Origin of the sequence: Methylobacter marinus A45 (assembly GCF_000383855.1) — a bacterium.
GTDB classification, from domain to species: Bacteria; Pseudomonadota; Gammaproteobacteria; order Methylococcales; family Methylomonadaceae; genus Methylobacter; species Methylobacter marinus.
Window position 1 is genome coordinate 2177264 of sequence record NZ_KB912877.1, and the last position, 20997, is coordinate 2198260.

The 20997-nt window shown below is 50.0% G+C and carries 19 protein-coding genes and 1 tRNA gene; 16 read left to right on the plus strand and 4 right to left on the minus strand.

Annotation, left to right across the window (positions count from 1 at the left end; genetic code table 11):
* The first annotated feature begins 22 nt into the window (after positions 1–22).
* Positions 23–607 (plus strand): glycerol-3-phosphate 1-O-acyltransferase PlsY, encoded by a 585-nt coding sequence (plsY, locus tag METMA_RS0110055; protein ID WP_020158967.1) that lies wholly within the window; start codon positions 23–25, stop codon positions 605–607.
* Here plsY and tsaD read toward each other — a convergent pair.
* Positions 596–1606 carry a tRNA (adenosine(37)-N6)-threonylcarbamoyltransferase complex transferase subunit TsaD gene (gene tsaD, locus METMA_RS0110060; RefSeq protein ID WP_020158968.1) on the minus strand — a complete coding sequence of 337 codons (1011 nt, stop codon included), beginning with the start codon at positions 1604–1606 and terminating at the stop codon, positions 596–598. The genes plsY and tsaD overlap by 12 nt on opposite strands.
* A 106-nt stretch (positions 1607–1712) precedes the next feature.
* Here tsaD and rpsU point away from each other — a divergent pair, with 106 nt between their 5' ends.
* From rpsU to METMA_RS0110115, 11 genes are all read left to right on the plus strand, one after another.
* Complete coding sequence (gene rpsU / locus METMA_RS0110065; protein WP_027147207.1) at positions 1713–1946, plus strand: 30S ribosomal protein S21; 234 nt, start codon at positions 1713–1715, stop codon at positions 1944–1946.
* Between the two features lie 15 nt (positions 1947–1961).
* Complete coding sequence (locus tag METMA_RS0110070; RefSeq protein ID WP_020158970.1) at positions 1962–2411, plus strand: GatB/YqeY domain-containing protein; 450 nt, start codon at positions 1962–1964, stop codon at positions 2409–2411.
* 31 nt (positions 2412–2442) lie between these two features.
* Positions 2443–4170 carry a DNA primase gene (gene dnaG, locus METMA_RS0110075; protein WP_020158971.1) on the plus strand — a complete coding sequence of 576 codons (1728 nt, stop codon included), beginning with the start codon at positions 2443–2445 and terminating at the stop codon, positions 4168–4170.
* An 89-nt stretch (positions 4171–4259) separates the two neighbouring features.
* Entirely contained in the window at positions 4260–6065 is a 1806-nt protein-coding gene (gene rpoD / locus METMA_RS0110080) for an RNA polymerase sigma factor RpoD (RefSeq protein ID WP_020158972.1), read from the plus strand.
* A gap of 12 nt (positions 6066–6077) precedes the next feature.
* Positions 6078–6154, plus strand: a tRNA-Ile gene (locus METMA_RS0110085).
* Between the two features lie 68 nt (positions 6155–6222).
* Positions 6223–7383, plus strand: a complete 1161-nt coding sequence (metK, locus tag METMA_RS0110090) for a methionine adenosyltransferase (protein WP_020158973.1) — start codon at positions 6223–6225, stop codon at positions 7381–7383.
* A gap of 24 nt (positions 7384–7407) precedes the next feature.
* Positions 7408–8700, plus strand: a complete 1293-nt coding sequence (gene ahcY / locus METMA_RS0110095; RefSeq protein ID WP_020158974.1) for an adenosylhomocysteinase — start codon at positions 7408–7410, stop codon at positions 8698–8700.
* 99 nt (positions 8701–8799) lie between these two features.
* Positions 8800–9660, plus strand: coding sequence for a methylenetetrahydrofolate reductase [NAD(P)H] (metF, locus tag METMA_RS0110100; protein WP_020158975.1), 861 nt, complete (start codon positions 8800–8802; stop codon positions 9658–9660).
* A 21-nt stretch (positions 9661–9681) separates the two neighbouring features.
* Complete coding sequence (locus METMA_RS0110105) at positions 9682–11031, plus strand: adenosylmethionine--8-amino-7-oxononanoate transaminase (RefSeq protein WP_020158976.1); 1350 nt, start codon at positions 9682–9684, stop codon at positions 11029–11031.
* 2 nt (positions 11032–11033) lie between these two features.
* Positions 11034–11771 (plus strand): 16S rRNA (uracil(1498)-N(3))-methyltransferase, encoded by a 738-nt coding sequence (locus tag METMA_RS0110110; protein WP_020158977.1) that lies wholly within the window; start codon positions 11034–11036, stop codon positions 11769–11771.
* Positions 11768–12670 (plus strand): CPBP family intramembrane glutamic endopeptidase, encoded by a 903-nt coding sequence (locus METMA_RS0110115; RefSeq protein ID WP_020158978.1) that lies wholly within the window; start codon positions 11768–11770, stop codon positions 12668–12670. Before METMA_RS0110110 ends, METMA_RS0110115 begins: the two co-directional genes overlap by 4 nt.
* Positions 12671–12681: 11 nt before the next feature.
* On the opposite strand, the gene METMA_RS0110120 is transcribed toward METMA_RS0110115, so the two are convergent.
* Positions 12682–13164: a YajQ family cyclic di-GMP-binding protein gene (locus METMA_RS0110120; RefSeq protein ID WP_020158979.1), complete on the minus strand. Its 483-nt coding sequence runs from the start codon at positions 13162–13164 to the stop codon at positions 12682–12684.
* Positions 13165–13211: 47 nt separating this feature from the next.
* Positions 13212–14438 carry a multifunctional CCA addition/repair protein gene (locus METMA_RS0110125; RefSeq protein ID WP_020158980.1) on the minus strand — a complete coding sequence of 409 codons (1227 nt, stop codon included), beginning with the start codon at positions 14436–14438 and terminating at the stop codon, positions 13212–13214.
* A 90-nt stretch (positions 14439–14528) separates the two neighbouring features.
* Here METMA_RS0110125 and METMA_RS0110130 point away from each other — a divergent pair, with 90 nt between their 5' ends.
* From METMA_RS0110130 to tadA, 4 genes are all read left to right on the plus strand, one after another.
* On the plus strand, positions 14529–15314 hold the full coding sequence (locus METMA_RS0110130) for a sulfite exporter TauE/SafE family protein (protein ID WP_020158981.1): 786 nt from the start codon (positions 14529–14531) through the stop codon (positions 15312–15314).
* Between the two features lie 358 nt (positions 15315–15672).
* Positions 15673–17139: an IMP dehydrogenase gene (guaB, locus tag METMA_RS0110140; protein WP_020158983.1), complete on the plus strand. Its 1467-nt coding sequence runs from the start codon at positions 15673–15675 to the stop codon at positions 17137–17139.
* 83 nt (positions 17140–17222) lie between these two features.
* A complete protein-coding gene (guaA, locus tag METMA_RS0110145; protein WP_020158984.1) occupies positions 17223–18812 on the plus strand; it encodes a glutamine-hydrolyzing GMP synthase in 1590 nt (529 codons plus the stop codon).
* A complete protein-coding gene (gene tadA, locus METMA_RS0110150) occupies positions 18803–19261 on the plus strand; it encodes a tRNA adenosine(34) deaminase TadA (RefSeq protein WP_020158985.1) in 459 nt (152 codons plus the stop codon). Before guaA ends, tadA begins: the two co-directional genes overlap by 10 nt.
* Before the next feature lie 170 nt (positions 19262–19431).
* Here the strand turns inward: tadA and mltF are convergent, their stop codons facing one another.
* Complete coding sequence (gene mltF, locus METMA_RS0110155; protein WP_020158986.1) at positions 19432–20874, minus strand: membrane-bound lytic murein transglycosylase MltF; 1443 nt, start codon at positions 20872–20874, stop codon at positions 19432–19434.
* Positions 20875–20997: the final 123 nt, after the last annotated feature.

The window sequence follows — 20997 nt, forward strand, 5'->3', positions numbered from 1 at the left end:
TCTGAATGATGAAAGGTATAGAATGTTTGAATGGTTGTTTATTCCGGCTGCCTATTTGATAGGTTCGATTTCCAGTGCAATTATTATTTGTCGCTTGATGGGGTTACCGGACCCCCGTGAACAAGGTTCGGGCAATCCGGGCGCCACTAACGTCATGCGCATCGGTGGAAAAAAAGCGGCGGGTATTACATTGCTAGGTGATTTACTAAAGGGCTTGATCCCGGTGTATATAGCGAAATCATTTGAATTGCCCTCGGAATTGCTGGCAGTTGTCGGGCTGGCCGCGTTTTTGGGACACCTTTATCCGGCTTTTTTCGGGTTTAAAGGCGGTAAGGGGGTTGCCACATCCGTCGGTGTATTGCTGGGATTTTCCTGGGCGCTGGGTTTCTCATTCATGGGTACATGGATTCTGATTTACAAGTTGGGCAAAATATCTTCTTTATCGGCCTTGATAGCCTCGATTTTGTCCCCGGTTTTTGCCTGGTTTATTGTCGGGGATGTAAAGATAGTCATCGCTTCGGCGGTCATGACGGTGTTTTTGTTATGGCGGCATGAAAGCAATATTCAACGCTTGTTATCTGGTGAAGAAGGCAAATTAAAGACCTGATAACTCGCTGATTGGCCAGCGAGGGCGGGCAAAAATTTCAAGCGCCTGCTGCTGGCCGGCCATTAGGCGCTGACAGCCGGCGTAAGCGATCATGGCGCCATTGTCGGTGCAGAATGCCGGCCTGGGGAAATAGATCTCCGCATTTTCGCGGGCGGTCATTTCGGTCAGGCTGGCTCGGATGTGCTTGTTGGCGCTGACGCCGCCAGCGACGACCAGTCTTTTCAGTCCGGTTTGCTGCAATGCGCGCTTGCATTTGATGCTGAGTGTGTCGGCAACGGCAGATTGAAAGGCCATGGCGATATCGGCTTTGGCCTGGTCGGTTTGTGACGAAGCATTGAATGCATTCATGGTGTAGGTCTTCAGGCCGCTGAAACTGAAGTCCAATCCCGGTCTGTCGGTCATCGGGCGCGGGAAATGAAGGACGGGGCGGCCGCGTTCGGCAAGTTTGGACAGTTTGGGGCCGCCCGGGTAGCCGAGGCCCAGCATCTTTGCTGTTTTATCAAACGCCTCGCCGGCCGCGTCGTCGAGTGATTCGCCCAGTAATCGGTAATGGCCGATGCCCTCGACTTGCACCAGTAGTGTGTGCCCGCCGGAAATCAATAAGGCTACAAAAGGAAATGCCGGCGGCTTTTCTTCCAGCATCGGGGCGAGCAGGTGTCCTTCCATGTGATGAACGGCAATGGCGGGAATCCGCCACGACCAGGCCAGGCTGCGGGCTGTCGCGGCACCGACCAGCAGGGCGCCCATAAGTCCCGGGCCCGCGGTGTAGGCGATGCCATTGATATCCTTGCGGGTTAATCCGCTTTCTTGCAGGGCTTGCTTGATGAGCGGGACTAATTTGCGTATGTGATCGCGCGAAGCCAGTTCCGGGACGACGCCGCCATACTCGCTGTGCATCTCGATCTGGCTGTACAATAAATCAGTGCACAGCCCGTGTTCGGCGTGATAAATGGCGACGCCGGTCTCGTCGCATGATGTTTCTATGCCTAAAACGTACATTGAGTTTTTGAAAATAATTTAAAGTAAAGGTATAATTTAGGGTTCTGTTTATTTGGTGGGTCGTAAGGCCTTCAATTTTTAGATACTATCATATTTGGATCATTATATGCCGTCAGTTAAAGTTAAAGAAAACGAACCTTTCGATATCGCGATTCGTCGCTTCAAGCGTGCTTGTGAAAAAGCGGGCGTCTTGTCAGAAGTGCGTCGTCGCGAGTTTTATGAAAAACCAACCGCGGAGCGTAAACGTAAAGGCGCTGCTGCCGTTAAGCGTCACCTGAAAAAACTGGCGCGTGAACGGTATGCGTTGAAAAACCTGCGTCGCGGACGTCCTCAGTTGTAAAGCAGGGTTGATGAGATGGATTTGATATTAGATCGTATCAAGGATGATATGAAAGCCTCCATGAAAGGCGGCAACAAAGCTAGATTGGCAGTGATTCGTTTGATACTGGCCGCAATCAAGCAGGTTGAGGTCGATGAGCGGATTGAGCTGGATAATGATCGTGTTATCCAGGTTCTCGATAAGATGTTGAAGCAGCGCCGTGAATCTATCCGGCAGTATGCTGATGCGGGTCGAAATGATCTGGTCGAGATTGAAGAGGCTGAAATTTTGGTGATTCAGGATTTTCTGCCTCAGCCCCTTAGCGAGGCCGAAATTGACGCCATGATTAAAGATGCGGTGGCTGAATCTGGCGCGGCATCAATTAAAGACATGGGCAAGGTCATGGGTTTACTTAAGGCAAAAATGCAAGGTCGTGCTGATATGGCGATCGTCGGCGCAAAAATCAAAGCTGTCTTGGCAGGATAGTTTTCTTGTGGCAATTTTGTCCGGGTAAATTATGTCCGGTAGAATTCCTCGCGAGTTTATTGATGAACTTCTAGTGCGGGTTGATATTGTCGATTTAATCGATTCGCACGTTCCTCTAAAAAAAACGGGTAGCAATTATGTCGCCCGCTGTCCCTTTCACACTGAAAAAACCCCCAGTTTTTCCGTAAACCAAAATAAGCAATTCTTTTATTGCTTCGGTTGCGGAGCCAGCGGAAATGCCATCAGTTTTTTGATGGATTTTAATCATCTTAATTTTGTCGAAGCAGTTGAGGACTTGGCAACCTTTGCCGGTGTCGATGTGCCTCGGGAGTCTGTCGTTTATCCGTCCGGGCAAAAGAAAGATGATTTGAGCGGGCTGTATCAGCTTATGGAGCAGGTGGCTGCTTTTTATGTCGATCAGTTGCGGGTTAATGCCGACGGAAAAAAGGCGGTTGATTATTTGAGGGCAAGAGGGGTTAGCGGTCAGGTCGCCCATGATTTTATGCTCGGTTATGCGCCTGATGAATGGCAGGCCCTGGGTGGTCGATTTAGTCAGAAGCTGCTGTTGGAAGCGGGGCTGTCGGTCAGTAATGAAGCCGGGAAGGTTTATGATCGATTTCGCGGTCGGGTTATGTTTCCCATTCGGGACAGGCGTGCCCGTATTATCGGATTTGGTGGGCGGGTGCTTGACGATTCTTTGCCCAAGTACTTGAATTCTCCTGAAACATCCCTATTTCATAAAGGCAGGGAGGTTTACGGTCTGTATGAACTTCTGCAAAAGAATCCGAAACCACAGAAGATTTTGATTGTCGAGGGTTATATGGATGTAATCGCCTTGGCTCAGTTCGGGATTAATTATGCCGTGGCTACACTGGGGACGGCGACATCGCAAGCGCATCTTGATTTGCTGTTTCGATTCTCTTCGGAGCTGATATTTTGTTTCGATGGCGATAAGGCGGGGCGGCAGGCGGCCTGGCGGGCTATGGAGCCGGCTTTTGCCTGTTTAAGGGATGGGCGGTTGATACGCATTATGTTGTTGCCGCAGAACCAGGATCCGGATTCGCTGGTCCGTATGGAAGGGGTTGATAAGTTTTCAGAGCGTGTACAGTCGTCCGCGACTTTATCGGATTATTTTTTCGGGCATTTAACCGAAGAGTCGAATTTATCCGAAATGGAGGGGCGGGCACAATTGGTCGGCAAGGCTAAACCGTATCTGGAGAAGCTGCCGGAGGGGGTGTTTCGGGAAATGATGTTCGCGCGGCTTAAGCAGTTGTCGGGCTTGGCGACGCTGGATGTTTTGACGAATGCGACTACACTTAGACCGAAGCGGGAGGGTAATAAGCGTCAGGATCGCGGTCGGCTGTCGTCGGCTCGTATGGCAATCGCTTTACTGATTCAGAATCCGGGATTGGCTGAAGTAATTGAGCAGAGGGAGATCGATTGGCGCGGACTGGAGTTCCCCGGGATTGATTTATTTAAGAATGTACTGAGCGTGATTCTTGATAAAAAACCGGCGAATACCGCTGTTTTGGTGGAGTCTTATCGAGGCGCTGCCGAAGAAAAGCCGGTCAAGGCATTGGCCTTTTTGGATCTGCTGGTTCCTGATGAAGGGGTGGAGGCGGAGTTTTGTGATGCGTTGGATCGATTGCTTGATCAGGCCCGGTCGGCAGGCCTGGAAAGGTTGCTGGCTAAAGAGAAAACTAAGGGATTGGATTCGCAGGAAAAAGAGATGTTGCGGAAAATGTTGGCAAATAAATAATTTGATGAATTTGCTGCAAAACAGCAAAGTTTATAGTACAATTTCCGGTTCAGCGAAGTCGTGCTGAACCGAGCATTCAGTGAGTAAATATGAATCAAGAACAGCAGCAATCCCAACTTAAACAATTGATAGCCAAAGGCAAAACGCAGGGATATCTGACGTATGCCGAGGTTAATGATCACCTGCCTAGCGATATTGTTGATCCGGAACAGATTGAAGATATCATCGGCATGATCAATGATATGGGGATTCAGGTTTACGAAGTTGCGCCGGATGAAGATTCCCTGATTACCGATTCCGCGGCGGTTACTACCGACGATGAGGATGCGGAGGAAGTCGCGGCTTTAGCGTCTGTCGACAGTGAGTTTGGCAGAACAACGGATCCTGTGCGCATGTATATGCGCGAGATGGGTTCGGTTGAACTATTGACGCGTGACGATGAATTGAAAATCGCCAAGCGGATTGAGGATGGGCAGCAGCAGGTCGTCAAGGCTATTGCCAGGTCCTGCGTCGTTGTTGAGCATTTTTTGCAGTCATTCGATGCCATTTCCGGTGAAGAAGGCGGGGTCAGGTTGGCTGATTTGATCTCGGGTTTTGTTGACTTAAGCGAACCTGAACCTTTAGTCAGTACGGCATCCGCAAATGATGATGATGAAACGGCGGTTGAAGACGAAGCGAAAGGGCTTGATTATGAAGAAGTCAGGGAAAAAGTAGAAGAGCTTCGGAAACAACTGAAAACAGCTTCGGCGGCAATCAAAAAATATGGCTATTCAAGCGATAAAACAGAAAAGGCCTTTGAGGCTTTGGCTGATTTATTCATGGAATTCAAGTGGACGCCGCAATATTTGAAAAAATTGACGGCGATTATTCCTGGCGGCGTTGCAACTGTCCGCGAACAGGAAAAGGTGATTATGGAGATTTGTGTCAGGCATGCAAAGATGCCGCGCAAGGAATTCATCTCCTTATTTACCGAGAGTGAAGTGAATCCGGAGTGGTTTGACCGGTTATTGAGCGACGATAACAAGTATGCGGCGGCTCTGAAAGAACATGAAAAGGATTTAAGGAAGGCACAAAAGGTATTATCGGATATTGAGTCCGAATACGGGCTGACCATTAATGGACTGAAGGATATTAACCGACGCATGTCTATCGGCGAGGCCAAAGCCAGACGCGCGAAAAAAGAAATGATCGAAGCGAATTTAAGGCTGGTTATTTCGATTGCTAAAAAATATACTAATCGCGGTTTGCAGTTCCTGGATCTGATTCAGGAAGGGAATATCGGCTTAATGAAAGCGGTTGATAAATTTGAATACCGTCGCGGTTACAAGTTTTCAACGTATGCAACCTGGTGGATCAGGCAGGCAATTACCCGTTCCATTGCGGACCAGGCCAGAACGATCCGTATTCCGGTGCACATGATCGAAACGATCAACAAATTAAATCGTATTTCCAGACAGATTCTGCAGGAAATGGGGCGCGAAGCGACGCCGGAAGAGTTGGCCGAACGCATGGAAATGCCCGAAGACAAAGTTCGTAAGGTATTGAAAATAGCGAAAGAGCCTATTTCCATGGAAACGCCGATAGGGGATGATGAAGATTCTCATTTGGGGGATTTCATAGAAGATGCTAAAGTATTGTCCCCGGTTGAGTCAGCTACGATTGCGGGCTTGCGTGAATCGACACAAAATGTGCTGGCGGGATTGACCGCAAGAGAAGCCAAGGTTCTGCGCATGCGGTTTGGTATTAATATGAATACCGATCATACGCTGGAAGAAGTCGGTAAGCAGTTTGATGTGACGCGTGAAAGAATTCGTCAAATTGAAGCCAAAGCATTGAGAAAGCTCAGGCATCCGTCAAGATCAGAGCAATTAAGATGTTTTCTGGATGGCGAATAGGTAACAGTTAGAGGGCCCTTAGCTCAGTTGGTTAGAGCGTCCGACTCATAATCGGCAGGTCGTAGGTTCAAGTCCTACAGGGCCCACCACAAATAAAAAAGGCTGCTTCGGCAGCCTTTTGTATATCTGGGTATTATATTTTTAGAAGGCAGCAATCGTGAGCAATAACTTCATTTTTACATCAGAATCAGTTTCAGAAGGTCATCCGGATAAGGTTGCGGATCAAATTTCGGATGCGGTATTGGATGCATTATTAGCACAGGATCCTAAATCGCGGGTCGCTTGTGAAACATTGGTAAAAACCGGCATGGTCATTCTGGCCGGTGAAATTACCACGAATGCCTGGGTCGATACTGAAGAGTTGGTGCGTAAAGTGGTTTGTGAAATCGGCTATGATCACGGCGATATCGGCTTTGACGGTCAAAGTTGCGCGGTACTGAATGCGATCGGCAAACAATCACCCGATATCGCGATGGGCGTTGATGAGGCCGAAGATCATGAGCAGGGTGCGGGCGATCAGGGCTTGATGTTCGGTTATGCCAGCAATGAAACCGATGTGCTGATGCCGGCGCCGATCACCTATGCGCATCTGCTGGTCAAGCGTCAGGCCGAAATCCGTAAAAATAAAACCTTGCCTTGGCTGCGTCCTGATGCAAAAAGCCAGGTTACATTTCGTTATGAAAATAATAAGCCGGTTGCGATAGAGGCGGTTGTACTGTCGACTCAGCATTCGCCGGAAATCGGCGCCAAGCAGCTGCATGAGGCCGTGATGGATGAAATCATCCTGCCTACCTTGCCCAACGAATGGCTGCATAAAGGCACAAAATATTTTATCAATCCAACCGGGCAGTTCATCATCGGCGGCCCCGTCGGTGATTGCGGACTGACAGGACGCAAAATTATCGTCGATACCTATGGCGGCATGGCAAGACACGGCGGAGGTGCGTTCTCGGGCAAGGATCCTTCGAAAGTTGACCGTTCCGCGGCTTATATGTGCCGGTATGTGGCAAAAAACATCGTCGCGGCTGAATTGGCCGAGCGTTGTGAAATTCAGGTGTCTTATGCGATTGGCGTTGCCGAGCCGACCTCTATCAGTGTTGAAACATTCGGTACCGGTAAAATCAGCGAAGACAGGCTGGTGCAGATTATCCGCGATAATTTCGATCTGAGACCTAAAGGTTTGATTGCACAACTTGATTTGATGCGGCCTATTTATCAACAGACCGCAACTTATGGGCATTTCGGGCGCAAGGAAGATAATTTTACCTGGGAAAAAACCGATAAAGTGGACGCATTGAAAGCAGCGTCCGGCCTTTAACTCTTTAAATATAGGTAGAAAACAATGAGTTCACCGGATTATAAGGTTGCCGATATCGCTTTGGCAGAATGGGGGCGTAAAGAGATTAGCATCGCTGAAACGGAAATGCCGGGATTGATGGCATTACGGGAGGAATATGGTCTGGAGCAACCGCTAAAAGGCGCGCGTATTGCCGGTTGTCTGCATATGACCATTCAAACGGCGGTATTGATCGAAACCTTGACGACATTAGGCGCGGAGGTGCGCTGGTCTTCATGCAATATTTTTTCCACCCAGGATCACGCGGCAGCGGCAATGGCTGTGTCGGGCATCCCTGTTTTCGCCTGGAAAGGGGAAACGGAAGCCGAGGCTGAATGGTGTATTGCCCAGACTATCGAAGGCCCTGACGGCTGGCGTCCGAATATGATTTTGGATGATGGCGGCGATTTGACCCTCATGATGCATGAGAAATATCCGGAATTAATGTCGGGTGTTAAAGGCATTTCGGAAGAGACGACAACCGGTGTATTGCGGCTTTATGAAATGGTGGCCAAGGGTACGTTAAGAGTGCCGGCGTTCAATGTCAATGACTCAGTGACTAAATCAAAATTCGACAACCTGTACGGTTGCCGTGAATCATTGGTCGATGGCATTAAGCGCGCTACCGATGTCATGGTGGCTGGCAAGATTGCCGTAGTTTGCGGTTACGGTGATGTCGGCAAAGGTTGCGCGCAATCGCTGCGCGGCTTGGGCGCGACGGTCTGGGTGACTGAAATTGATCCGATTTGTGCCTTGCAGGCCGCAATGGAAGGCTACCGCGTCGTCACTATGGAAGAGGCGGCGCCTGTTGCCAGCATTTTTGTGACCGCAACCGGTAACGTCAATGTGATTACCCATAGTCACATGGCTGCGATGAAGAATCAGGCTATCGTATGCAATATCGGCCATTTCGACTCCGAGATTGACATTGCATCGTTACGCCAGTATACGTGGGAAAACATTAAACCACAGGTTGATCATGTCATTTTCCCTGACGGAAAACGCCTGATTGTGCTGGCGGAAGGGCGACTGGTAAACCTGGGCTGTGGAACGGGCCATCCGAGCTTTGTTATGTCCAATTCTTTCTGTAATCAGGTGCTGGCACAAATCGAACTGTGGAAAAATTCAGACCAGTATGAGAATAAGGTCTATATTTTGCCCAAGAAGCTCGATGAGAAAGTGGCGGCAGCGCACCTGAAACAACTGGGTGTTAAACTGACCCGTTTGACCGATGAGCAGGCTCGATATATCAGCGTTCCGGTTGATGGCCCTTATAAAGCCGATCATTACCGTTACTGATTGAATGAACGGGTTTGTCAGCCTTGATAAACCCGTTCGGCTATCGCGAGTGCCGAAACATCCGAAGCAGGTTTTTACATTTCCCTCATGCCAATAAAAATGCAATCACAGAAAAAATATCCGCAACTGTTCAGTTTCGAGTTCTACCCGCCAAAATCGGAAGAAGGCGCCGCCAATCTACAAGTGGTGCATAGCAAACTGGCCAAACTCAATCCAGACTTCTTTTCGGTCACCTTCGGCGCCGGTGGCTCGACGCGCGAAAAAACCTTCGAATCAGTCATAGAAATTCAGGCCAAAGGGATTGCCGCGGCGCCGCACTTATCCTGTGTGGCATCGACTAAAGACAATATCCGCGAGATTCTGAGAAAATATCAGGCTCATGGCGTATCGAAAATCGTAGCTTTAAGAGGCGATCTGCCTTCCGGCATGATGTCGGTCGGTGAATTCCGGTATGCCAATGAATTAGTGGAATTTATCCGCCAGGAAACCGGCGATCACTTTCAGATTCATGTCGCCGCCTATCCGGAAGTGCATCCGCAGGCTGTGAACAGCGATCAGGATTTCAACAATTTCAAGCGTAAGGTCGAGGCCGGCGCGAACGCGGCTATTACGCAGTATTTTTATAATGCCGAAGCGTATTTTTATTTCATTGACCGGTGCGAGAAAAACGGTATCGATATTCCTATCGTACCCGGCATCATGCCGATTACCAATTATTCGCAACTGTTCAGGTTTTCAGAAATGTGCGGCGCCGACATTCCTCGCTGGATGAGAAAGCGGCTGGAATGTTTTGGCGATGATCGCAAGGCCATACAGGCTTTCGGCATTGACGTGGTGACAGGGCTTTGCCAGCGCTTGCTTGATAGCGGCGCGCCGGGATTGCATTTTTATACCATGAACCAGTCGACGCCGACATTGGCCATTTGCGACAATTTGCATATCGGACCTCAGGCCAAATAAAGCCTTTACTTGTGCAGCTCTATGACTAACCGGGCATTTTCCGATCGTGATTTATCGGTTTTGTGGCATCCGTGCACACAAATGAAGGATCATGAAGCGTTTCCGGTTGTCCCGATAAAGAAAGGCAGCGGCGTCTGGCTGGAGGATTTTGACGGCAACCGGTATCTGGATGCGATCAGTTCCTGGTGGGTCAATTTATTCGGGCATGCCAACCCTGTCATCAATGCCGCGATAAAAGAGCAGCTTGATACGCTGGAACATGTGATCCTTGCTGGCTTCACGCATGAAGCCGCCGTCAGCCTGGCGGAGAAACTGGTCGAAATCACGCCACAGGGGCTCAGCCGCTGTTTCTATGCCGACAACGGCTCCTCAGCCATAGAGGTCGCGCTTAAAATGAGCTTCCACTATTGGCGCAACATCGGTCAGACTCAAAAAACGAAATTCATCACGCTGGAAAACAGCTATCACGGCGAAACCCTGGGCGCTTTGGCGGTCGGCAATGTGGCCCTCTATAAGGACACGTACGGGCCGTTGCTGATGGACGTCGTTACAGTGCCGGGGCCTGATTGCTATTATCGGGAAATGGGGGAGTCCTGGGCTGATTATTGCACACGCCGGTTTGCCGTTATGGAAGCGGCGCTGGAACAGCATGCCGATACCGCCTGTGCCGTCATTGTCGAGCCTTTGGTGCAGTGCGCCGGCAATATGCGTATGTACGATGCCGTCTATCTGAAACTGCTGCGCGAGGCCTGCGATAAATATAATGTACATTTGATTGCCGATGAAATAGCGGTCGGCTTTGGCCGGACGGGTTCGCTGTTCGCCTGTGAACAGGCCGCAATCACGCCTGATTTTATCTGTTTGTCCAAGGGCTTGACCGGTGGCTATCTGCCTTTATCGGCCGTGTTGACGACCCATCAGGTCTATCAGGCTTTTTATGATGATTATCAAAAATTGACCGCCTTTCTGCATTCGCACAGTTATACGGGCAATGCCTTGGCCTGCAGGGCCGGCCTGGCAACCATAGAAATTTTCCAGCGGCAAAACATCATAGAGAAGAATAAAAAACTGGCCGAGGCGATGGCCAGGGTGGCGGCGCGCTTTAGCGAGCATCCGCATGTGGCGGAAGTCAGGCAGACCGGCATGATATTGGCTATTGAGCTGGTCAAAAACAAGCAGACGCGGGAGCCGTATCCCTGGCAGGAGCGTCGGGGTTTGCGGATTTATCAGTATGCGCTGTCTAAAGGCGTCCTGTTAAGGCCGCTGGGCAATGTCATTTATTTTATGCCGCCGTATGTGGTTACCGAGGCCGAACTGTCGTTGATTGCTGATGTGGCCTGGGCCGGCATGCAACAGGCTGTGCGGGATTAAGCATGCGTATTTCACGGTTATATGTGCCAGTCAGTCTGGCTGAAGGCCGGCAAATCCTGCTCGATGAGGACAGTGCGCATTATGTCAGAACGGTATTGCGGCTTAAGAAAGATTTGCAAATCATTTTGTTTGACGGCAGCGGTGGCGACTATCTGTGTTCGCTGGCCGAGGTCAGCCGCAAACAGGTGCGGGTCGACGTGCAGCAATGGCTGGACCGCAATGCCGAGTCGCTGTTGACGGTAACGCTCGGTTTAGGCATTTCGCGCGGCGACAGAATGGATCTGTCGGTACAGAAGGCCGTTGAGCTCGGCGTTAATGCCATGACGCCGCTGGTGACCGAGCGCTGTGTCGTGCAATTTAAAGGCGACAAAAAACAGCAACGCCTGCAACACTGGCGAAAAATAGTCCAGCATGCGGCCGAGCAAAGCGGCAGGACGCTATTGCCTGTACTGGCCGAGATCGAGCCGTTTTCGGATTGGCTTGACAGGCAGGATGGCTTGAAAGTTTTTCTGGACCCGTATGCCGAAGCGTCTTTAGCCGATCTAAAGCCGGAAGGTATGAAAGTCACGTTACTGTCCGGTCCCGAAGGCGGATTTTCTGACCAGGAACGGGAGCAGGCAAAAGCGGCGGGCTTTACCCCGGTTCGGTTAGGCGGCAGGATATTACGAACGGAAACGGCTTCCTTGGCCGCATTGTCAGCCGTGCAGATGCTGTGGGGCGATTTCGGTAGTTTCAAATGATCAAATCTGTTTATTACGCTCTCGTGCCTCTGCTGGTCTTGCTGGGAGCTATTTTTATAGCCTGCCTCGCTGGTTATTTCATCATGCTGGGTATTGGCGATCAGTTTCCGTTAAGAAAAATAATCAGCAAATCGACACAGTTCTTTCTGGTGCTGAGCATTTTTCCGCTCATGACCTACCTCAAATTAAAAAAAGAAGATATCGGTTTTGCAGGAAAAGCTGTTTTTTTTAAGCAATTGCTGCAGGGCTTCGGTCTTGGTTTTATTACTTTATTGCCGGTTTTCATTGTGCTTTATGTGCTCGATGTCAATGTGGTCGATCAGAGTCAAGTATGGACAGCCGCGCTGCTGGCAAAAAAAATGACGCTGACATTGTTGCTGGCGCTGATTATTTCCTGGATTGAAGAGCCTTTGTTTCGCGGCATACTGTTGACGGGACTGCAGCGTAAACTGTCTGTCACCGCTGCCATTATCATCAGTGCGACATATTATGCGGTGCTACATTTTCTAGATGCCAGCACCAATATTCCGTACCAGGAGCTGACCATATTGAGCGGTTTTGAACTGCTTGGCGAGGCGTTCGCCAATCTGTTGAATCCGGAGATTCTGCCAGCGTTCTGGGCTCTGATCATGGTGGGTATTTTTTTGGGTATCCTTAGAACACGGATCAAAGCCAGCCTGGGTCTGTGTATTGGTTGTCATACCTGCTGGGTCTGGCAGATAAAGATGAGCAAGAGCGTGTTCAATACCAATTTCAGCTCGGACTATCTTTATCTGGTCAGCAGTTATGACGGCGTGATCGGGCCTTTAGTGACCGGTTGGCTCAGTTTGGCGATCATTGGATTTATTCTTTATCGGCGAATTAACAAACCCGCATTCATTAAGGAACGGGAATTATAAAATTCACGTTCCTAATCCCTGAAGTTGATGAACTGTAGCGGCATATCGATTTTCTCATCCTTGATCATCTTGATCACGTCCTGCAGGTCATCCCTTTTCTTGCCGGTTACCCGGACCTGATCGCCCTGGATGGCCGCCTGCACCTTCAGTTTTTTGTCCTTGATCAGCTTAACGATCTTCTTCGCTAATACCGTGTCCAGCCCCTGTTTTAGGGTGATCTCCTGGCGCATGCCCTTGCCGCTGGGTTTGGGATCGGCAACGTCCATGCAGGCAATGTCGATGCCGCGTCTGGTCAGCCTGGAACAGACGATACTGAACATTTGCTGTAACTGAAACGTGGATTCAGAAAGCATGGTCAGTTTGTCATCATTCAATTCGAAGCTTGAATCAGTGCCTTTGAAGTCAAAGCGGGTAGCGATTTCTTTGTTGGCCTGATCAACGGCATTTCTAACTTCGTGTTTATCAAATTCGGAAACGATGTCAAAGGAAGGCATGGTTATCTTAAGTCGAAAAAGTTTTTACTATAATTCGATTGAGTTCATTATTCAACCGCCATAAATTCGGCGACCGCTTTAATCCTCAGGCGCCGGATGGCCTCGCCGATTTGTGCGCCTTGGAGATCGCTCTTCAAAATTGCCGAAGTGTCCACCGATGCCGCTGCCTTGGCGGCTCCTTTTATATAGTCCGCCTGAGGGTAAGGGTTATTCTCATGATTGATTCTGCCCTTGGCATCGGCTGCGCAAGCAAGCAAAAAATAATCCAGCGTATTATTGGACGGTTTAAAAGCGCCCAATGCCGTCAGCATGTCCGTCAGGGTCGAGGCGCGTAACTCAAAAGCCCGATGGCAGTGCGTGTGATGGCGCATCACCAGCATGGCCAATGATTTGAAAGCGTTGGGTACGCGCAATCGGGAGCATAGCCGTTCCAGAATCGGTAAGCCGTTTTTTTCATGACCATAATGGTGTGGCCAATGTTCCTTGGGCGACAGGGCTTTGCCGAGGTCATGCATTAAGGCCGCAAATCTGACTTCAGGGCTCGACGATAATGCCGCGGCCTGTTCCAGGCAGAGCATCACATGCACGCCGGTGTCGATTTCAGGGTGATACTTCTCAGGCTGCGGAACACCGAACAGGTCGTTGATTTCGGGAAAAATCTTTTCCAGTGCGGAGCAGTCTTTCAGCGTATAAAAAAATGCGGACGGCGACTTTTCGTTAAGAGCCTTGAATAATTCTGCCCATACGCGTTCAGGCACGAGATGGTCGACTTCGCCGGCGGCTACCATGTGCTGCATCAGCGTTCGGGTTTCCATAGCCAGCGTGAATCCGAGATGACTGTATCGAGCCGCAAAGCGGGCTACGCGCAGTATGCGGACAGGGTCTTCGGCGAAGGCTGGAGAGACGTGGCGGAATATCCTGTTCTCAATATCATTTTTGCCGCCATAGGGGTCGATGATTTCGCCTTGTGGTGTCATGGCGATCGCATTGATAGTCAGGTCGCGACGCATCAAGTCCTGTTCCAGACTGACGTCGGGAGAAGCATGCACGGCAAAGCCTTTATAACCGGGCGCGGTTTTTCTTTCGGTTCTGGCCAGTGCGTATTCTTCACCGCTTTGCGGATGCAGAAATACCGGAAAATCCTTGCCTACCGGACGAAACCCTTTCTTTATCATTGAATCAGGCGTTTCGCCGATGACGACCCAATCCTTTTCCTTGACAGGATAATTGAGTAATTTATCGCGTACAGCACCGCCTACCAGAAACGTTTTCATTAAGTTACACAAGCGCTCTATTAATGTTGGACTTAGAATAGCATAATCAATAGTCACAGTGCGGTCGGCGGTTATTTACAGAGGAAAATGATGTTTTTTTTGTTGAGCGTGATTTTGGGTATGGTCTCGGGGGTCTTGGCCGGGCTTTTCGGTATCGGCGGCGGGCTGGTTATTGTGCCGGTCCTGGTTTTGTTATTTACGGCACAGGGTATCCCTGCTGAGCTGATTATGATTATGTCGGTGGCAACTTCATTGGCGACGATCATCGTGACTTCAACAGCTTCTGTACTGGCGCATCATCGTCTAGGGTCCGTGGTGTGGGGAAAAGTGTTCAGGCTGGTGCCCGGAATTATGATAGGGGCGGCCTTCGGCGCTATAGTCGCCGATCATATGGATGCCGATATGTTGCGCTTTATCTTTATTCTGTTCTTACTGTATGTCGGCGTACAAATGGCTTTTCAGATCAAGCCCGCGCCTGGAGCGGTCAAGGAATCTAAAGCGCTGGATTTAAGTGTGGCAAGCCTGATTGGATTGATGTCAGCCATAGTGGGAATCGGTGGAGGGACGCTTACCGTGCCATATTTGGTGCGTTGTCGGTACGCGATGCGTAATGCGGTTGCAATTTCAAGTGCCTGTGGTTTGCCGATAGCGGTGGCGGGTACAGTCAGTTATGCGGTATTGGGTTGGGATCAATCGCAGTTGCCGGAATGGAGCTTGGGCTATGTTTATTTGCCGGCTTTTTTGGGCATCAGTCTGGGCAGTTTTTTTACGGCCCCGCTTGGCGCCAAGCTGACTCATCAGTTGCCAGCCCAGAAATTAAGGCGCTACTTTTCGATTTTGATTTTTTTAATGGCGGCCAAGTTAATTTGGTATTGAATGTTTATAGTATCAGAATGGAGAGCCTGCCCGCTCTATTCATCTCCATGGTGTTTCCCGTCTTTGTTTACGCTTATGCCGCGAACCGGATGCATATAGAGTTGGTGCGCAATAAATCATTGCTGAAGCAGAAGAATTCCATGTCGGCGGGAAGTAGAGACCATGGGATTGCGCGACATAAATCAGAAAACCGGAGCGGGTTGATGCCCCCTGAGTTTCTTGACCGCAGTGAATAAAATAAACCCGGATCGAACCTACACTTTTACCGGTATATGTCAAGAAATTAAATTAAAATATGGCGATTAGTGTCAGTTAGTGCTATAGTGGCGTGTTAATTTAAGGCTTTTAGGTGTGGTTTATGCAAATTATTCAGGAAGCGCTCACGTTTGATGACGTTTTATTAGTGCCCGCGCACTCGACTGTGCTGCCACGAGATGTAGAAATGAAAACGCAATTGACACGCGGCATTGCGCTGAATATTCCTCTGGTTGCAGCGGCTATGGATACCGTGACAGAGGCGCGGCTTGCGATTGCCATCGCACAGGAAGGCGGCATAGGCATCATTCATAAGAATATGACGGCCGAGCAGCAAGCGCAGGAAGTGAGTAGCGTTAAAAAGTACGAGAGCGGGGTCATCAAAAATCCGATTACCGTTTCGCCTGACACCAGTATTCGGGATGTAATTAAGTTAACACGGGCTAAAAATATTTCCGGTGTGCCGGTAGTCAATGGCGATGAATTGGTCGGTATTGTAACGAGTCGTGATTTGCGCTTTGAAACGCGTTTTGATGAGCCCGTCGCTAAAGTCATGACGCCTAAAGAACGCTTGATCACGGTCAATGAAAACGCCGACCGTAAAGAGGCCATTGCGTTGCTGCATGAATACCGCATTGAAAAAGTGCTGGTCGTGAATGATTTGTTTCATTTGCGCGGCATGATTACGGTAAAAGATATTCAGAAAGCCAAGGATTATCCGCAAGCCTGCAAAGACGAACAGGAGAGATTGCGAGTCGGTGCCGCGGTCGGTACCGGGCATGGTACGGAAGAGCGAGTGGCTGCGCTGGTGGCGGCTGGCGTCGATGTCATTATTGTCGATACGGCGCATGGTCATTCACAAGGCGTTTTGGACAGGGTTCGCTGGGTCAAACAAAATTATCCCGGTGTTCAGGTGATCGGCGGTAATATCGCCACGGCGGAAGCGGCTCGCGCCTTGGTTGAAGCCGGCGCCGATGGTGTCAAGGTCGGTATTGGGCCGGGTTCTATTTGTACTACCCGCATTATTGCCGGTGTCGGGGTACCACAAATTACAGCCGTCAGTAATGTGGCCGATGCCTTGAAAGGCACTGGTGTGCCTTTGATTGCCGATGGCGGTATCCGTTACTCCGGTGATGTCGCTAAAGCGCTGGCGGCAGGTGCGCATGCGGTGATGCTGGGCGGCTTATTTGCCGGCACCGAAGAAGCGCCGGGAGAGATTGAGTTATTTCAGGGGCGATCTTATAAATCCTATCGTGGCATGGGCTCTCTGGGGGCGATGTCGCAACAGCAAGGATCGAGTGATCGCTATTTTCAGGAAGAAACCGAACTGGTTGAAAAACTGGTGCCGGAAGGCATTGAAGGCCGGGTGCCGTATAAAGGCAGCATGCTTGCTGTTATTCACCAACTATTGGGCGGCGTGCGGGCCAGCATGGGCTACACGGGTAGCCAAACTATCGCCATCATGCATGAAAGGGCGCAGTTTGTGCGTGTGACCAGTGCCGGCATGCGGGAAAGTCATGTGCATGACGTGACAATTACCAAGGAAGCGCCCAATTACCGCCTTGATTAAATATTGGCAAAATAAATAATACACTGGTGGGGCTCTCAGGAGCCCCTTGTTTTTTAAAAAGAACATAACCATCGAGTTTTAGCGTGAATCAGCAACAGTCCGCGAATATCCATTCGCACAAAATCCTTATTTTAGATTTCGGGTCGCAATATACCCAGTTAATCGCGCGGCGAATTCGCGAAATCGGCGTTTACTGTGAAATTTATTCCTGTGAATGCAGTGCGGAAGATGTTAAGCGGTTCGGGCCGAATGGCATTATTTTATCAGGCGGCCCTGAAACCGTGACCAGCGGCGATACGCCAAGAGCGCCGCAAGTCGTGTTTGAACTGGGCATTCCGGTACTGGGAATTTGTTATGGTTTGCAGACGATGACTGAGCAGTTGGGCGGCAGGGTCGAGTCTTCGGATCACAGGGAATTCGGCTATGCGCAAATCAGGGCGCGAGGTCATTCCAAGTTGCTGGCCGGCATAGAAGATCACCTTTCCGAAGAAGGCTACGGGCTGCTGGATGTCTGGATGAGTCATGGCGACCGTGTTGTTGCCTTGCCGGACGGATTCGTTCTGATTGCCAGTTCGGACGGCGCACCCATTGCCGGTATTGCCAATGAAGAAAAGGCGTTTTACGGTCTGCAGTTCCATCCGGAAGTCACTCACACGAAGCAAGGGGGGCGCATTCTGTCCCGTTTTGTCTTGGATATTTGCGGTTGCGAGGCACTATGGACAGCCAGCAATATTATAGGAGACGGTATTCAGTCCGTGCGTGCAACGGTCGGTAGCGATCAAGTCATTCTAGGATTGTCCGGCGGCGTTGATTCTTCTGTCGTGGCGGCGTTGCTGCATAAAGCCATAGGCGATCAGTTAACCTGCGTTTTTGTCGATACCGGATTGCTGCGTTTGCATGAAGGTGATCAGGTCATGGCAACATTTGCCGAGCACATGGGCGTTAAAGTCATCCGGGTCAATGCGGAGCAACGCTATCTGGATGCCTTGAACGGTGTTAGTGACCCTGAGCAGAAACGCAAGATCATCGGTAATTTGTTCATTGAAATCTTCGATGAAGAAGCGGCGAAGTTGACCGATGCAAAATGGTTGGCGCAAGGCACGATTTATCCGGATGTGATCGAGTCGGCGGGATCGAAAAGCGGTAAAGCGCACTTGATAAAATCCCATCACAATGTCGGCGGATTGCCTGAGAATATGACCTTGAAGCTGGTTGAGCCATTGCGGGAACTGTTCAAGGATGAGGTCAGAAAGCTGGGGCTGGAGTTGGGGCTGCCTTCGGAAATGGTATTCCGTCATCCGTTCCCGGGGCCCGGTTTGGGCGTCAGGATTTTAGGCGAAGTTAAAAAACAGTATGCCGATTTGCTGCGTCAGGCCGATGCAATTTTCATTGAAGAACTGTACCGCCATGATCTCTATGACAAAGTCAGTCAGGCCTTTGCCGTATTCCTGCCGGTCAAATCGGTAGGCGTTATGGGGGATGGCCGCCGTTATGATTACGTCATTGCTTTGCGCGCCGTTGAAACGATTGATTTCATGACGGCGCGCTGGGCGCATTTGCCTTATGAATTTCTCGACCTGATTTCGCGCCGCATCATTAATGAAGTGCCGGGTATCTCGCGTGTGGCTTATGACATATCCGGCAAGCCACCCGCAACCATTGAATGGGAATAGCGGCAGCGGATGAGGCGTGGATGCGCTATGCCGTCAGGCTGGCCCAGCGCGCCGAGCAACAGGGTGAAGTGCCGATCGGTGCTGTCATCGTTCAGGGTGATCGGTGTATTGCCGAAGGCTGGAATATGCCGATCGCCACTCATGATCCAACGGGGCATGCCGAGATCGTGGCCATGCGCAAGGCTGGTATCGCGCTGGAAAATTATCGGCTTTGTGATGCTACGTTATACGTAACGTTGGAGCCTTGCGTGATGTGTATGGGGGCGATCAGTTATGCACGCATCAAGCGTCTGGTTTTTGGCGCATTCGATCCCAAGCGGGGGGCGGTCTGCAATGCCTTGAGTCTGGCCGATGCAGACTTTTTGAATCATAGGGTTGATTGGGAGGGTGGCGTACTGGCGGAAGAGTGCGGGTCGCTGCTAAAGGATTTTTTTCGCGTTAGACGCTAAGGGACGTGAATTTTATAAGCCTCGCAACTGAGTTGTCTTTCCGTCCCTCTTATGCATGAGCCCCATGGATGGGGTGAATGCAGAGAAATGCCGGGATCATTTCCTGTCCATGCAGTCGTTGAATAGGAACAGAAATCCTGCCTCACGCGGATCTTGTTTCATTCCCGTTCCTAAAGGGCTGGCGCGTCAATATCCAACGCCGCGTTTTTGAATGGGGTGGTCACCTTTATAGCCATGGCATTCTTCTTTATCTGATTTTCTTCTGTCAGCCAGACCAATAAATCGTAGTAACTGCGAATATTTTCCACATATTGAACCGGTTCCTTGCCTCGGGCATAGCCATATTTGGTTTGTTTATGCCATTTTTTTTGCGCGAGTAAAGGTAGTCGCTGTTTTACGTCCATCCATTTGTCAGGATTGCCTCCCTGTTTTTTAGTTAATAGCCTGGCGTCCTCAAGATGGCCAATGCCAACATTGTACGATGCCAAAGCAAACCATGTGCGATCCGGTTCAGGAATCCGGTCCGATATTATCCGGAGTCTTTGCTGAAAATAACGTGCGCCGCCGTCAATGCTTTGGGCTGGATCCGTGCGATCGCTAACCCCTAGTTGCGCTGCTGTATCATGCGTTAGCATCATGATGCCCTGGACGCCGGTAGGTGAGACAGCCTGGCTCAGCCAGTGCGATTCCTGATAACCAATGGCGGCCAGTAATCGCCAGTCTATATTGTATGTTTCCGCGGCAGCATGAAAATGGTGCAGATAGGTTGGCAGCCTGCTTTTTTTATGTTCGCGGAATTTGCAGTTTCCCACGTAGCTTAAGCGACTGGTGTGGCCATAATGCTTTTCAATCAGTTGGTCCAGTGTTTTATCTTCTTTGATGCGGTTGAAAAAACGAACTACTTCGTCGTATAGGCTGGTGTCATTCGATGAGTTTAAGGCCCATGCAAGCTGGCGAGGTTCGCTAACATCGAAGGCAATGTTGAGTTTAGGGTAAAAGCGGCGGATCAGAAGCGCTTGATTTGAGTCGGCAAGGGTGTAGTCGATGAGGCCTTCATTGACCAGATACAGTAAGCTGCCGGTATTCAATTCGTCATTGATATTCCAGGTCAGGTCTGGGTTTTCCTGTTGCAGTGAGATGAGGGTGTCAACGTGACTGGTGCCCTTAACGACTTCGAGAATGCCGCGGGTCAAGCTGTTGATGTCATGTGGCCGACGATTGCCGGACCGGTAAATCAATTGTTCAGTGACTTCATGATAGGCTGGCGCAAAGCGCATTTTTTGTTGGCGCTGTTTTGTAATGGTAAGCCCGGCGGCGGCAATGTCAGCTTCACCTTTGGAAATCCGGGTCAAAATATCGTTGAAGGTCGCGGGAACATTGAATTCAGCTTTAACGCCAAGATGATTGGCGAACAGCGTCACCAAGTCATATTCCAGTCCGGTAAAACCTTCAGGGCTTTGATAATAAGTCGTTGGATCAATCCGGGTCAGAACATGAAGGGTTCCGTTACGTTTGATTCGTTCCAGTTTGGTTTGCGTCAGAAAACGGGTATCGCAAGTGGTCAGCAAAACCGCAAAAATGAAACCAATAATTAGTCGGGTTATTTGAATCAAAACTCAGGCATTTTCTTGATTTCACATAATCGAAATTGCATCTCTATCACTAAAAAAGGAATTACTAACAAATTGCATTGGAAAAAAAACTATTCGAACGCTTGTTGTCGCCCGGAACTGGGA